The organism is Vibrio sp. 10N.222.55.C7 (assembly GCF_041473335.1).
Lineage (GTDB): Bacteria > Pseudomonadota > Gammaproteobacteria > Enterobacterales > Vibrionaceae > Vibrio > Vibrio crassostreae_C.
Window position 1 is genome coordinate 194,508 of record NZ_JBFRSC010000008.1, and the last position, 14,804, is coordinate 209,311.

Here is a 14,804-nt window from a genome sequence, read left to right on the forward strand (position 1 = left end):
TTGAAAGAGCCAAATATAGCGAAGAAATAATGTCCAACTTGACGCAAGTCGCCAACGAAAACATCAACGCAGAATCTACTTCTATCGATTTCAATAAAGCTCAATCTTTGGGTGAAAAGCTGGAACTCGGAAACCCAGTCTTTTGGCTTAGTGGCAGTTTTTTAACCCTCTTTGTCATCCTAGCCTTCACCAACACCTCCGTGTTGTCCGAACTTGTAAACATCGGCTTTAGTTATTCAACTAAATGGTTCGGTGCTTTCTGGCAAGTCCTACTACTTCTCAACTTCATTATCGGTTTAGTGCTTGCACTAGGTCGCACTGGCCACGTTCGCTTAGGAACGCTTGCCCTACCTGAAATGACCACCTTTAAATGGATGTCTATCGTCCTATGTACGCTGCTAGCCGGCGGTGGGGTGTTCTGGGCAGCCGCAGAGCCTATTGCTCACTTTGTTTCAGCTCCGCCACTGTATGGCAACGCAGATCCTCAAGCGATGGCGTTCAATGCTCTATCACAATCTTTCATGCACTGGGGTTTCCTTGCATGGGCAATCTTAGGTGGTTTGTCTTCCATCGTGTTAATGCACTTGCATTACGACAAAGGCCTTCCTCTTAAGCCTCGCACGCTGCTTTACCCAGTACTTGGCGACAAAGCGATTAACAGCTGGGTTGGTAACGTAGTCGACGCATGCAGCATCGTGGCTGTAGCCGCAGGTACTATCGGCCCTATCGGCTTCCTTGGCCTACAAATCAGCTACGCGCTAAGCGAACTGTTTGGTATTTCCGACAGCTTTGCTACACAAAGTGTCGTTATTATCTTTGCTATCGCAATGTACACGCTTTCTGCTTTGAGCGGCGTGAACAAAGGTATCCAACTGGTAAGCCGTTACAACATCATCTTGTCTGTGTGTCTAATCGGCTACATCCTTCTTGTTGGCCCAACGAGCTTCATCGTTGATGGCTACCTGCAAGGTATGGGCGAAATGGTTGATAACTTCATCCCAATGGCGCTATACCGCCAAGATACAGCGTGGCTAGGTGGTTGGACGGTATTCTTCTGGGGTTGGTTCTTAGGTTATGGCCCAATGATGGCTATCTTCATTGCTCGCATCTCACGTGGCCGTACTATTCGCCAAATGATCGTTTCTATCAGCATCGTTGCACCGCTTGTAACGTGTTTCTGGTTCAGCATCGTTGGTGGTAGCGGTTTAGCGTTTGAATTAGAGAACCCAGGTGTGATCTCTAGTGCATTCGAAGGCTTTAACCTTCCTGCTGTGCTACTGGCCATTACCGCTCAACTGCCGTTCCCGACTTTGATTGCAATTCTGTTCCTGATCCTGACGACCACGTTCATCGTGACAACAGGTGACTCAATGACTTACACAATCAGTGTGGTAATGACGGGTACGACAGAGCCAAACGCAGCGGTACGTACCTTCTGGGGTATCATCATGGGTGCGGTAGCGATCACACTTATCTCGATGGGTTCAGGCGGCATCTCCGCTCTACAGTCGTTCATTGTAATCACAGCGGTTCCGGTATCGTTTATCTTGCTCCCGTGTCTATGGCACGCGCCGAAGATCGCGAAGCAGATGGCAAGAGATCAAGGTATCGCTTAATACCTGACCCGATTTAGTTTCGGGTAGCGTAGAACACTAAAAAGCCACTCAAGTGATTCACCTGAGTGGCTTTGTTTTATCTGTTCGTTACTTCTATCTACGAAGCTTATTTCAATCGATAGTTCGGCTTATTGAAACTTTTCACCCGCAGCAACCATAAACGACATCTCAACCAGTAGCTCAGGATTAGCAAGTTCTGCTTTCACGCATGCACGGCTTGGCGCGCAGCCTTCAGGGAACCACGCTTCCCAAACTTCATTGAGTGCATCAAAGTTAGCGAAATCCGTGAGATAAATAGTCACTGACAATACGCGAGATTTGTCGCTGTCTACCAAACTCATCATTTCTTCGGCTTGTTCGAAGATTTGCTGAACCTGACTCTTAATTCCTGCTGTTGTATCCGTCTCTGCCACTTCCACAAAGCTTGCAATACCGTTAAAAACAGTTACATCAGACCAACGTTTGGTCGGGTTAATTCTATGAATTTTCACTGGTTATACTCTTCTTATAATTAGGGTGAACATCAGCGTAATCTAATCCAAATCATGAATATTGAAAACAAAAATTAGAAAGCTCGCGTTACCTTTTGAACAGCACTATCGCCTACCCATTGCTTTGGTTCTCAACATCACTAGCCTTTGAGTTCCTATCGAGACAATAAGTCGCTACCTATTAAGTTTTTAGATAAATATATTAATTATTATTCTCAATGCGAAATTTAATCTGAGCTATTGCGGTCATATTCAGGGAGTTTATTAAATTGAGTACTTTTATGCATGTTCAAACCTATGATTTAAAACAGAGTAATGTGGGATATAACCTAGGCGTGATTGGCGTAGCGTTGGTGTTAGCTTGGATTGGTATTTACAAGTTTACGCCAACCGAAGCAATGCTTATCGAGCCTTTAATCGCAAACCATCCTGCAATGAACTGGCTTTACAATCTGTTCTCAGTCCAAGCTGTGTCTAACATGGTGGGTGGCGCGGAGATCATTGTCGCGATTGGACTGATCGTTGGATTTAAGAAACCGACAGTTGCCTTCTACTCAGGCATTGCTGCAGCGGCTATCTTTGTTGTGACACTCAGCTTCCTGATTACAACGCCAAACGCTTGGAAAGTATCGGATGGCATCTTAGTCACTAACTTCTTCCTAGTGAAAGACATCCTGTTTTTGGCAATCGCAATTAGCGTAATCGAACGCAATAAACCTCAGAAGTAACTGTATAACTAGAAGTGGCCATAACCCTAGAAGTAACCTTAAACCTTGAAAATAAAGGCTCGAAGCTGGCTAGAAGGACGCTGCCAGCTTCTAATGTATAAGGCACTGATAGTCACCTAGTCAGCTAAAACCTTACGATAATAATGAGCATCTTGATGTTCTCCTTTAAACACCGCGTAGCTCTCAAGATACTCGACCAATTCAAAACCGGTATTGGATAAGATTTTGTTGGAACCGATATTGCCCACTAACGCATAGGCATCAACATATTTAAGGTTGGTCTGTTCCTCCAAATAGAGTAGAAACTGCTTTACTGCGTTAGACGCAATGCCTTTTGAAGCAAAGGAACGACCTACTCGATACCCTAGCTCTCCACTATGGGCGATCTGGTCGATATCGCGGATGTTGATTCTTCCACAGACAGTGCCATTGGCGTCTTTGATCAACATAGGAATCATCTCACCATTCTCGTATTCAGTTAGAAAGCTGGTGATTTGCTCGGTCACACCTGCATTTGAATAGAAGCTATCACCCCTAACTGGAATAAATTGCTCAAACCACTCTCGATTTTCGACCTCAAAATCCAAAAGCGCACTCGCGTCATTCGGTTGAAGTAAGTGTAAAAATACATCCATGACAAATACTCTAATGTTTCCCTAAAAAGCCGCACCTTATGATTCATGAACCACGGCTTATTAATACGGTTACGGTAAACCTCTCAATTTCTTGGCTGGGTTACCTGCGTAGATACCTTTTTCGGTGATGTCTTTCGTTACCACACTGCCCGCGCCGATTACTGCACCTTCGCAAATGCTGACAGACAGAACCGTAGCGTTAGAACCGATCGTGACGTTGTCAGCTATCAAGGTACGCCCCCAACTTTCAGGATTAGGATCTGGCTTGCCCTCTTTGAATAAGTCGTTGGCAAACATGACTCCGTGACCAACAAAGCAGTCACTTCCAATGGTCACATACTCACAGATAAAGGTGTGAGATTGAATCTTGCTTCTCGCACCTATCACGGTGTTCTTTTGAATCTCAACAAAGGGGCCAACGAACACATCATCTTTAAGCTCACAGCCATAAACGTTACTTGGCTCGATGATAGTGACATTCTCGCCACAGGTAATATCAGTAATCTGTGACTTTAATACTCTTGGACTTGCCATACTTCACTTCCTCTCGACATTAGCGTCACAATTCAACCTAAGAGATTGTGCCGTAAGCATTAAAGTGCAGCAAATAGATATGTTGAGAGTTGGCAATGGATCAGAAATTCTGCATAAATTAAAACAGTCCCACCAGCACAACTGACAACAGCACCCCACCTATAAAACTTGGGGCGTGGAATGGCTGAGCTTTAGATCTAACGTACTCTTTTTGAAGGTCTTCTTGGTAAGTTTTAACGGCGAGTTCTTTTACGTAGTTATTTTGCATAATAAGCTCCTTCTTAATCAGTAAGAGAAGCTTAAGACTTGAAGTTAGGTTGAGGTAAAGCAAAAAATCAGATTAATTGAACACTTTATTTTTGTTACTCGAGGATTACCCTGAACACATCGTTATTCACGCCGCCAACATCTACTAACTCTCCCGGTTTCATTAGAAGCGAGGTGTTAAGCTGTCGTGTTGAACGTGGCTCTTTTGTTTCTCGAATCACTAACATATCGACAAAATAGCCAGAGTCTTTCTTTGATATTGAGCCCGAAAACGTAACGCTTTCAACCCTATCGGCAAGGACTGAATTGAATGTTTTATCCTCTAAAACACCTGCGGCGATGGATGTATCACCATAAAATAGCGTGATGGTTGTTGGGTCGGGTACCAACTCTTGATTGGACGAACACCCTATTAGGGTAAGGCATAGCAGTAAAATGGCTCGAAATTGCATAAACTGGTTTTCTTTATTACGTTAAGCGTCCGTTTTTCATATTAAAACACTTCAACCTTATAAATACCATGTTTACGGGATAAGCTTAGGTGTGTCGCTTCGATGGACTTGAGTAATGAAGTGAACGGATCAGATCTCGGCCTGTTGAGTTTGCTCCCTATTTGGAAGCTAAACCGAGATCTGATCGATATTATCGAGAAGGGTTCAATTGATTTATGCAACAACGTCTTGTGGAGGTGTCCCTTCACAGTTAGAAACGACAGCATCAATTTGTACTAAAGCATTCATTGGGATTTCTGAAACCCCTACTACCGTTCTTGCAGGCAGCTCAGCATTAAAGAATGTGGTGTAGACTTCGTTTACCACATCAATATCTGAAATATCCTTAAGTTGAATATTAATTTTCACCGTATCGTCCATGCTATGGTCAACGCTTTCAATTATCGCCTTAATATTGTTTAAACATTGTTCCGCTTGTTCTTTTACCCCGCCAGCAACGATTTCATTTGTTTTCGGATCTAAAGGTAATTGGGCTGAAATATGATTGTAGTGAGAGAAAGCAACAGTATGCGAATAAGGCATGAATGGTGCAGAAACAGTATTATTGGTTTCAATAACCAGTAAGCGAGTGTCTTCTGGTAATTGCGGCGGTGTACCGTCGCCATGTGAAATGGATGTATCAATTTGAATTAAAGCACCCATTGGTAATTCAGCTGCGTTAACAACAGTACGAGCAGGAACGTAGCTTGGGAAGAATTTAGCACATACTTCATTTACCACTTCCGCATCTGCGATATTTTTTAGGTAGATAGTCGTTTTAACCACATCATTCATGACATGACCGATACTTTCTAGAATAGCTTTGATGTTTGATAGACATTGTGCTGTTTGCGCTTCGATACCACCATCAACCAACTCACCTGTGGCTACATCTATAGGCAACTGAGCTGAAAGATTGTTGTAGTGAGAAAAGGCAGCAGTCTGCGTGGACACAGTACTTTGAGGTGCATTATCCGTATTTCTTGAGACCTTAATTAGAGCGCAAGGTGCTTGTGGTTTAGTGCCTTCACCGTTAGAAATGAGAGCATCCATTTGAACCAGCGCATCGCTGTTTGTCAGTGCAGCGACACCCACGACAGTGCGTGTTGGCAGACTGTTGTGGAAGAAGCTTTTGTAAACTTCATCAATAGCATCGATATCAGAAATATTCTTAACGAAAACATGAATCTTCACGACATCATCCATAACATGGTCGATGCTTTCAACAATCGCTTTAATATTATTCAAACATTGTGCTGCTTGATCTTTAATATCACCGATGACTATTTCACCCGTTTTAGGGTCAATCGGAAGTTGAGCAGAAAAGTTATTATAATGAGAAAAAGCGACCGTTTGTGTAGATACAGAATTAATTGGCGCGTTTTCAGTGTTTCTTGAAATTTTAATGATATCGCTACTCATCGGTATTATCCTTTTAATAAAATAGGTATACGTATTTATATTTAACAATCGTATTTGGAAGAATGATTAAAGTAGCGCCATGTTAAGTGAATTATTTTAGGGTAAACGTGATACCCGTCAGACTCTAAGGTGACTATAAATCAGCAAGTTACAGAATAATTAGTCATCAAACGACTAATTATCCGTCGTGCTAGGCTTTATCAACTGCTAAATTATCTTTAATTTTAAGTCTATTCAATAATCCTGAATACTCTCTCTGATAGTACGGTGAGTAATTCCAGAATTTTAGATAATATTTGATAGGTTGTTCACACTAAAACTTCGTTAATAGCTAAGTTAGTGAGTTTCTCCCCTATACCTGTGCATAAACTCTTAGGCTATTTAATTAATTATTTTCGAGAGCTTATTTTATATAAGTACGTTAATAATATATTCGAGAATCAAATACCTACAATCTGACAATGCCTATGATTAGATACATTTACTCATATAATTCAACAAATATGAGCAATCGTCACCATAGCTTTTGGCATTATAGCTCTCAACACATAGTTTCGTTGAAAGAAGAACTAAACCGCTCTTGGAGTAGTATTGAAGTGGCGCTTAAATTCGCGGCTAAATTGAGATGGGCTGGAGTAACCGACTCGACGTGCAGCATCACTAATACGAAGGCCTTCTAGTTGAATCAGCTCTTTCGCTTTGTTGAGCCTAACCTTCTTCAAATATTGCAGTGGTGATTCAAAAGTGACATTACGGAATGCATAGTGGAAGGCAGACACGCTCATGTTGGCTTCGTCAGCCAGCGATTGAACAGTGATGGTTTGGTCGTATTCTTCATGCACTTTAGACAGCGCTTTAGCGACACGTGCGTAATGGCCATCATGATGAGCTAAATCAAACAGCACACGCCCTTCTGAACCGGTTAATGCGCGGTAGACAATCTCTGTCACCATCGCATCGCCCAATATATTGGCTTCAATGTCGCAATGCAGCGTTTTCACCAACCGGGTAAAGCTCTCTAGCATTTGCTCTTCCATCGGCGTCGATTCTAAGCCACTCGAGTTCTGTTTATGCTTGTTGCAGTAGCTCTCTAGAAAGCCTTGGTCTTCGAGCTTTTTGACTAAGCTATGCAAACGTTGAGAATCAATGCTTATCGACAAACCAAGCAATGGTTCGCCATTAACAGGCAAGGCTTCGCACTCTAACGGCATTGGCACACCCACCACAAGATAATCACCTGCAGCGTAAGTCACTGACCTTTCACCAATGTAGATGTTCTTTTTGCCCTGTCCGAGCATGATAATGCCAGACTGGTAAGTAAATGGCTGACGCTGATTCCCGCCACTGCTTCGATACAACCACACACCGCTAATTTCAGTTTCTCTGATCCCTTCAAGGTCATCCCAACCTTTGTGTTCAACATAAGACTGTAATAACTGAGCGAGTGTTTTCATAAGTGGCGACTTTCCATTCTAAGTGCTAAGAGTAAGTAAGCTAAAGCAGAGGAAGAATATCAAGTTTGTAGAAATAGGCAATTTATTTGGAGGAACAGCTCTTCATTGACCTAGATTACTGTACTAATATGCAAATATAGAAATTGAGCAATAAACCAAAATAACAAATTTCGCTTTACACAAGGAATCTCTGATGCAATTTACTTACGTTAACCCTACTGTTATCCATTTCGGTCAAGGCCAAATCAACGCTATCAGCCAAGCGGTTGATACTTCAAAGAAAGTACTAGTCATCTATGGTGGCGGCTCAATCAAGAGCAACGGTGTTTACGACCAAGTTGTAGAGTCTTTAAAAGATCACTCTTGGATTGAGTTCTCTGGCGTTGAAGCAAACCCAACCAAAGAGACGCTAGACAAAGCAGTCGCTCTTGTTAAAGAAGAAAACGTAGAGTTCATTATCGCTGTTGGCGGTGGTTCAGTAATCGACGGTTCTAAATACGTTGCTGGAGCGGCTAAATACGACGGCGACGGTTGGGATATCCTAACGGGCAAACACCAAGTAACTGAAGCGACGCCAATCGGCGCGGTACTGACTCTTCCTGCGACAGGTTCTGAATCTAACATGGGCGCGGTAATCACGCGTAAAGCGACTCAAGAGAAACTGGCATTCATGAACCCTGCAGTACAGCCTAAGTTTGCGGTTATGGACCCAGATGTAATGAAGTCTCTACCTGAGCGCCAGCTGATCAACGGATTAGTTGATGCGTGGGTTCACGTATGTGAGCAATACATCACGATGCCAACAGACGCAATGGTTCAAGACGGTTACGCAGAAACACTGCTTAAGAACCTACTTGTACTGGGTAAGCAATACGACGAGCGTGACAACGATGCATGGCGTGCAAACCTAATGTGGACAGCAAACCAAGCGCTTAACGGCCTGATTGGTACAGGTGTTCCTCAAGATTGGGCAACTCACATGATTGGCCACGAATTCACTGCACTATGGCACGTAGACCACGCACGTTCGCTTGCGATTGTTCAACCTTCACTACTTCGTAACCAAATCGAAGCGAAACGTGGCAAGCTAGAGCAAATGGGTCGTAACGTATTTGGCTTAGAAGCGGGTGCTGATTTAGCAGAACGCACAATCGCTGCAATCGAAGCGTTCTACCACAGCCTAGACGTAGCAACCATGTTCGACGGCTACGAAACAAACAAAGCAACGGCGATTGACAATGTTGTTGCTCAACTTGAATCACACGGCTACCTACAACTTGGTGAGAACCAAGCAATCACGCCAGAGAAAACACGTGAGATTCTAGAGTCTGCGATTCACTAAGAATCGGGAAAATAGAGAGAAAGTAAAGATATTGGTCATACAACGATGAATTTTCACATCTGACTGAACCCATTACTTTTTTCTTTCGTACAACAGAAGCAGCGTTCATTTTGGGCGCTGCTTTTTAATTTGCCCTACAAGATGCTATTAAATTCTCATAAGTCCCTAATTTTATGTGCAATCATATTTCTATATTGTTAAGGTAAACCTGTCTCTTTACTAGGTATGAACAACGATTTGAACAATCTCAAGGAAATGGTTAAGTTTAAGTCACTTAACAAGTGGTATGGTGATTTTCATGCCCTAAAGGATATCGATTTAAATATTGAACAAGGAGAGATAGTGGTGATTTGCGGGCCGTCTGGTTCGGGTAAATCAACATTGATCCGTTGTATCAATCAGCTAGAACCTTTCGAAAGTGGCGAACTTTCCGTGCTAGAACAAGTACTCCCGAGTAAGTTCAACACACCGGGCCAAGTCGGAATGGTGTTTCAGCACTTTCATTTATTCCCCCATCTTACCGTGCTTGAGAACCTAACTCTGTCGCCAATTCGTACGCTTAAAAAAAGCAAACAAGAAGCCGAGAAGATAGCAATGCACTATCTAGAGCGTGTGCACATTGCAGAACAAGCCAACAAATACCCAGTGCAACTTTCTGGCGGCCAGCAACAACGCGTGGCTATCGCCCGTTCCCTGTGTATGAAGCCGGAATTACTCTTGTTTGACGAACCCACTTCAGCGCTTGATCCGGAGATGATCAACGAAGTGCTCGATGTGATGGTTGAACTGGCGAGCGAAGGCATCACTATGGTGTGTGTGACCCACGAAATGGGCTTTGCAAAACAAGTGGCCGACCGCGTTATCTTCATGGATGAAGGACAAATTGTGGAATCGAATACTCCACAATCGCTTTTTGAAACCCCTCAACATGAACGTACTCAAGCGTTCCTAAATCAGATCCTGACTTATTGATGTTGATTCGAATTATTAAACCCGCCCTATCTGCTTTGGTACAGATTGTTGTACTGGCGGCTGCTGTTGTTTGGATTCTCGACTCTGGTGCACAAACCATGGGATACAGCTGGCAATGGGAGCGTGTGCCGGACTATATTGCTTTCTATGAAGATGGTGAATGGTGGCCTGCAGAATTAGTTGAAGGGCTACTAGTTACCATCAATATCTCTTTGATTTCTTTGGTTGCAACGCTGGTGATTGGCTTAACCACAGCCCTATTGCGAAACTCCAATTCGGTGGTTGGACGCACCTTAGCCACCAGCTATGTTGAGTTGATTCGTAACACGCCGTTATTAGTACAAATTTATTTGCTCTATTTTGTATTTGGCCCCGTATTAGGGCTCGATCGCTTTAGTACTGCCGTTTTGGCCTTGGCACTTTTCCAAGGTGCTTACACCGCCGAAATCTTCCGTGCTGGTTTAAATGGTATTGCGAGAGGACAATTTGAAGCAGCTCAATCTTTGGGTTTATCAAAGACCTATACTTACTGGGATGTGATTCTTCCTCAGGTGGTGCAACGCACCTTGCCACCTTTGACTAATGAAGTGATCTCTCTTATCAAAAACTCTTCGATTGTGAGTGTCATGGCTATCTTTGACCTAACAACCGAAGCCAGAAACATAGTTTCTGAAACCGCGATGCCATTTGAGATTTGGTTCTCTGTGGCGATCATTTACCTTGCACTTACACTTTCACTTTCTGCCGTTGCAGCTTGGCTTGAGCATAAGCTCGGAGCTAACTGGCGAACACAATAAGGATTTATCAGCATGAAGCTATTTAAAACCGCAATTACAGCCCTACTTGCGCTTGCCGTCAGTTTGCCTGCACTTGCTTCTGAAACGCCTAACCTAGACAAAATAAACGAACGTGGCTCTCTACGCGTTGGTATGTCGACATTTGTTCCTTGGGCGATGCGTAACAAACAAGGCGATCTTGTTGGCTTTGAAATCGATGTAGCAAAACGCCTTGCTGAAGATTCTGGCTGGAAAGTTGAATTCGTACCGACGGCATGGGATGGCATTATTCCTTCTCTACTTTCGAACAAGTTTGATGTAATCATTGGCGGTATGTCTATCACTGAAGCTCGCGCTAAAAGCGTATTGTTCACTGAACCTTACTCGCACTCTGGCGTTCAACTGGCAGCGAATAAAGAGCTAGCAGAAGGTTTTACACAAATCTCTGATTTTGATTCTCGCCGTGTAAAAATTGCAGCGCGTCGTGGTGCATTCACAGTGCAAGTAGCTCGTGAAACCTTCCCTAAAGCGAAAGTTCTACAGTTCGATGACGATGCTCAAGCATTCCAAGAAGTATTAAACGGCAACGCACACGCGGTTATCGCGTCTAGCCCGAAACCAGAACACGAAGCGATTAAAAACGCAGACACGCTATTTATTCCATTCGAAGAACGCCTATCAAAAGGTAATGAAGCATTTGCAGTTCGCCTAGGTGAAACTGACAAGACAGAATTCTTCAACGAGTGGATCAAAGCACGTACTGAAGACGGTTGGTTGAAAGAGCGTTACGAGTACTGGTTCTCTACTCTAGATTGGCAAGACCAGATTGCTCAAGGTCAGTAATCAGAACTTTTGCTAGTGAATCGAGGCAGTGCATTGTTTGCGCTGCCTTGTTAAAAACAACGAGATAGCTATGACCTCATAGCCACCTCTCACAACACATCAATTATTATCGTTTAAACAGGAATGACGTGAGTAGTACTAGCGCATTAACAACACCTAAGCCCAACGTTCATATGAAGCCTTGGTATCAACGCCTTAACCTTTTAGATGGCGTGTTACTAGCTGTCATTTGTGTGTTTGCAGGCTGGCTTTATTATCGTTCCGCTGTTGGTATTAACTACCAGTGGCGCTGGGAAGATGCGTTTACCCTGATTTTCATTCCGCCTTCTCAAGGCAATATTCCTTACTTTTTCCAAGGCTTGATCGCGACACTGCGCTTGAGTGTTTGGAGTATGGTGTTAGCACTCTCTTTTGGTACATTACTTGGCGTTGCAAGGCACTCTAAAATCACTTTCTTTCGTACCCCTGCACTGATTTTTATCCAGTTGGTTCGAAATATTCCGCCGCTGGTGTTTGTCTTCATATTCTATTTTTTCGTTTCAAACCAACTGATTCCATTACTTGGTTTAGAAAGTATCTTGCGTGAACATAATGGCGAGATTAACGCAGTTCAAGGTTTCCTGTTCGGCCCAGCTAACCTTTGGGAAAACTTGGCGTCTGGTGTTATCTGTATCGGTTTGCTCTCTTCGGCTTACATCGCAGAAGTGATTCGAGCTGGCTTAGAAAGTATTCCAAAAGGCCAATGGGAAGCGGCCGATTCACTCGGCTTATCGGCATTGTCTAAGTATCGATTTGTGGTTGGCCCGCAAGTATTAACGGCCATCACACCGCCATTGGCTGGCCAAGCAATCTCTTTGGTTAAAGACACGTCGATTGTGTCTCTGATTTCTATCCAAGAGATGACTTTCGTTGGTACTGAAATGGCAAACTCGTCAGGTTTGATCTTCGAGATCTGGCTGATTGTAGGCTTCGTATATTTTGCTTTATGCTTTGTGCTTTCGCGTCTGTTCAAAGTGATTGAGCAACGTTCTAGTGCTTACCTTAACCATCAGTAACGTCATTAATAAGAAGTACCGACTCGCCCAGCTATTCACGCCCTTATCCATTTCACCTGATTGGTTTAAGCTATTGACCAATAAGGACTTATCCCTTCATATTTCTTCTCAGAAACACAGCAAAATGCTCGCCTAATCACTATACTTAAAGTATCGAACTACGTTGATTCTTCTCAAGGACATCACTCAACATGGACAATCATAAAGAAAGAGCTTTTTACGCCGTTGTTGGCGCATTGGTTGGAGACGCCGCTTCAATGGGGCTGCACTGGCTGTATGACCAAGAGAGGATCTTACACGTAGCGGGTTTTGAGCCAGAATTTCGCTCACCGAATCAGTTCGATTATCAAGACAAGGGCTACTTTGCGCACCAAGGAAAAACCGCTGGCGACCAATCGCAATACGGTGCTCAGTTATTGGCGATGGTCGATAGTTTAGTCGACAACCAAAAATACGATGAAGCGAGCTATATTCAACATTTCCGAAAATGGTTTGATTTCGGTGGTAGTTGGCAAGGCTACATTGATAAAGCGACGCGCATGAGCTTGCTGAACATCCATCAATTAGAACTAGAGGACGCCCCGATTACTGCCTGTGGCGCAGACGATACGCAGCTCCCCACAGTCTCAAAGATCATTCCATTAATCGCATGTACTTATACTTCTCACACCTTACCAGCAATGGTAGAGAGTGCGGTACGAGTGACCAACAACAACGACAAAGCCGTGGAATGGGCACAAGCCATCACCCTACTGATTCAAGCCGCGATACAAGGCAATTCACCATTACAATCAGTAGAGATGGTACGACAAACCTGCAGCAAGTTTATACACGATCAAATCGATGAAGCCCTCTCAGCGCCTGAGCTTTCAATAACAGATGCCGCGAAAAAGTTCGGGTTGCATTGCGAATTGAGTGCCGCGTTCCCGCTGCTGATTCGCATCATTGCTGGCGCTCAGAGCTTTAAACAAGGTATCCGCGACAACATTTTATGTGGGGGCGATAGCTGCGGGCGTGCAATTGTAATTGGCGCGGTATTAGCGGCGTGTTTCTACGAGGAAGATGGAGGCATTCCAACCGAATGGCTAAAACAAGTCGAACTCAATGGCGGTGTGCTGTCTTTGCCTATTGAGTGATTTCCACAACAACGAACTAGAGCCTGACATAAGACAAGCACACTTCTAGGTCGGATGTCGTTCCTATAAAGTTGGAACACACTGCGATAACTCATTCTTCAGCCAAACAACAAACGGGCTTTCTGGCTCTTCATGGTTGCTATCTTGCGTGAGCAATATGTACTGGTGACCAGAAGGTACGAAGCCAAACGGCGCGATCAAGTTACCTCTTTCAAGATCGTCGGCGACAAGTGGATAAGACCCAAGCGCTATGCCTAACCCATCGACAGCCGCCTGAAAGCAAAAGTAGAAGTGTGCAAATGTTTGGTTCGCTCGAGCTTTTGACCACTCTCCACCATTAACTTTATCTATAGTGATAGCACCCCAATGACTCCAAGCATCTGGCCGTGTACTGCTGTGCAGTAATTTCACATCATCTAAGTTATCTTTTACCTGCTGCCAATAACCCGGGGAACACACAGGGCCTACCCACTCTTCAACTAGCGGTATCTGTTCGTAACGCTCGGTTAATTTAAAGTCATCTCGGCGAATCGCCATATCGAGCCCTGTCGCATTCAAGTTCACAGGCCCACCAGCAGTCGACAATCGAACATCAATTCCGGATTCGTTATAGAAATCACCGAGTCGAGGCATTAACCAACGCATGGTCAATGTGGGTTCGCATGAAACTTCCAACGCTTGATGATTCAGCTGATTAAGCTTATGGACTCCAGTCTCCAAGGCTTGGAACGCTTGCTCTGTGTAACCTTTGAGTAATTCCCCTTCTTTGGTGAGACACACATTCCTGCCCTGTTTGTAGAACAAAACTTGGGATAAGTGATTTTCCAATACCTTGATCTGCTTACTCACCGCGCCATGTGTGATATTGAGTTTATCCGCCGCTTCACTGTAACTACTCGAATGCGCTGCTACGTGGAAAATATGAAATGCTTTCAAATGTCTCATGTGTGATTTTTTCTCACAGATAGGTAGAATTCATTTCGATTATAGGCAGCAATAAAAAACCATACAATGCTGGCTCATCAAATATAAAGAGTTGGAG

Annotated in this window: 16 protein-coding genes; 8 read left to right on the forward strand and 8 right to left on the reverse strand. The window is 43.8% G+C overall.

Going from position 1 to position 14,804, the window contains the following annotated elements; genetic code table 11:
• Positions 1-29 precede the first annotated feature (29 nt).
• On the forward strand, positions 30-1,616 hold the full coding sequence (locus AB4482_RS03535; RefSeq protein ID WP_017062653.1) for a BCCT family transporter: 1,587 nt from the start codon (positions 30-32) through the stop codon (positions 1,614-1,616).
• 128 nt (positions 1,617-1,744) lie between these two features.
• Here the strand turns inward: AB4482_RS03535 and AB4482_RS03540 are convergent, their stop codons facing one another.
• A complete protein-coding gene (locus tag AB4482_RS03540) occupies positions 1,745-2,107 on the reverse strand; it encodes a RidA family protein (RefSeq protein WP_017062654.1) in 363 nt (120 codons plus the stop codon).
• Between the two features lie 281 nt (positions 2,108-2,388).
• On the opposite strand from AB4482_RS03540, the gene AB4482_RS03545 reads away from it, so the two are divergent.
• On the forward strand, positions 2,389-2,835 hold the full coding sequence (locus AB4482_RS03545) for a DUF417 family protein (RefSeq protein ID WP_017108085.1): 447 nt from the start codon (positions 2,389-2,391) through the stop codon (positions 2,833-2,835).
• Between the two features lie 116 nt (positions 2,836-2,951).
• Here the strand turns inward: AB4482_RS03545 and AB4482_RS03550 are convergent, their stop codons facing one another.
• From AB4482_RS03550 to AB4482_RS03575, 6 genes are all read right to left on the reverse strand, one after another.
• Positions 2,952-3,470: a GNAT family N-acetyltransferase gene (locus tag AB4482_RS03550; protein ID WP_372180560.1), complete on the reverse strand. Its 519-nt coding sequence runs from the start codon at positions 3,468-3,470 to the stop codon at positions 2,952-2,954.
• A 69-nt stretch (positions 3,471-3,539) separates the two neighbouring features.
• Positions 3,540-4,004, reverse strand: coding sequence for an acyltransferase (locus AB4482_RS03555; protein ID WP_017062657.1), 465 nt, complete (start codon positions 4,002-4,004; stop codon positions 3,540-3,542).
• Between the two features lie 118 nt (positions 4,005-4,122).
• Positions 4,123-4,272 (reverse strand): hypothetical protein, encoded by a 150-nt coding sequence (locus tag AB4482_RS03560; protein ID WP_017062658.1) that lies wholly within the window; start codon positions 4,270-4,272, stop codon positions 4,123-4,125.
• A gap of 94 nt (positions 4,273-4,366) precedes the next feature.
• The gene (locus tag AB4482_RS03565; RefSeq protein WP_017062659.1) at positions 4,367-4,723 is read right to left on the reverse strand and encodes a hypothetical protein; all 357 of its coding nucleotides are present in this window, start codon (positions 4,721-4,723) and stop codon (positions 4,367-4,369) included.
• A 213-nt stretch (positions 4,724-4,936) separates the two neighbouring features.
• On the reverse strand, positions 4,937-6,184 hold the full coding sequence (locus AB4482_RS03570) for a RidA family protein (RefSeq protein WP_065583922.1): 1,248 nt from the start codon (positions 6,182-6,184) through the stop codon (positions 4,937-4,939).
• 569 nt (positions 6,185-6,753) lie between these two features.
• Complete coding sequence (locus tag AB4482_RS03575; RefSeq protein WP_372180562.1) at positions 6,754-7,638, reverse strand: AraC family transcriptional regulator N-terminal domain-containing protein; 885 nt, start codon at positions 7,636-7,638, stop codon at positions 6,754-6,756.
• A gap of 193 nt (positions 7,639-7,831) precedes the next feature.
• On the opposite strand from AB4482_RS03575, the gene AB4482_RS03580 reads away from it, so the two are divergent.
• The 6 genes from AB4482_RS03580 to AB4482_RS03605 all read left to right on the forward strand — a co-directional run bounded on the left by AB4482_RS03580 (position 7,832) and on the right by AB4482_RS03605 (position 13,762).
• Complete coding sequence (locus tag AB4482_RS03580; protein ID WP_372103299.1) at positions 7,832-8,980, forward strand: iron-containing alcohol dehydrogenase; 1,149 nt, start codon at positions 7,832-7,834, stop codon at positions 8,978-8,980.
• Between the two features lie 225 nt (positions 8,981-9,205).
• The gene (locus AB4482_RS03585; protein WP_102333483.1) at positions 9,206-9,952 is read left to right on the forward strand and encodes an amino acid ABC transporter ATP-binding protein; all 747 of its coding nucleotides are present in this window, start codon (positions 9,206-9,208) and stop codon (positions 9,950-9,952) included.
• A complete protein-coding gene (locus AB4482_RS03590) occupies positions 9,952-10,749 on the forward strand; it encodes an amino acid ABC transporter permease (protein WP_372102936.1) in 798 nt (265 codons plus the stop codon). The genes AB4482_RS03585 and AB4482_RS03590 overlap by 1 nt, the downstream gene beginning before the upstream one ends.
• Positions 10,750-10,761: 12 nt before the next feature.
• Positions 10,762-11,571: a transporter substrate-binding domain-containing protein gene (locus AB4482_RS03595; RefSeq protein ID WP_017067595.1), complete on the forward strand. Its 810-nt coding sequence runs from the start codon at positions 10,762-10,764 to the stop codon at positions 11,569-11,571.
• A gap of 128 nt (positions 11,572-11,699) precedes the next feature.
• Complete coding sequence (locus tag AB4482_RS03600) at positions 11,700-12,626, forward strand: amino acid ABC transporter permease (protein ID WP_372112873.1); 927 nt, start codon at positions 11,700-11,702, stop codon at positions 12,624-12,626.
• A gap of 191 nt (positions 12,627-12,817) precedes the next feature.
• Positions 12,818-13,762 carry an ADP-ribosylglycohydrolase family protein gene (locus tag AB4482_RS03605; protein ID WP_372112875.1) on the forward strand — a complete coding sequence of 315 codons (945 nt, stop codon included), beginning with the start codon at positions 12,818-12,820 and terminating at the stop codon, positions 13,760-13,762.
• Positions 13,763-13,825: 63 nt separating this feature from the next.
• Here AB4482_RS03605 and AB4482_RS03610 read toward each other — a convergent pair whose 3' ends face one another.
• Positions 13,826-14,707, reverse strand: a complete 882-nt coding sequence (locus AB4482_RS03610; protein ID WP_017064462.1) for a LysR family transcriptional regulator — start codon at positions 14,705-14,707, stop codon at positions 13,826-13,828.
• Positions 14,708-14,804: the final 97 nt, after the last annotated feature.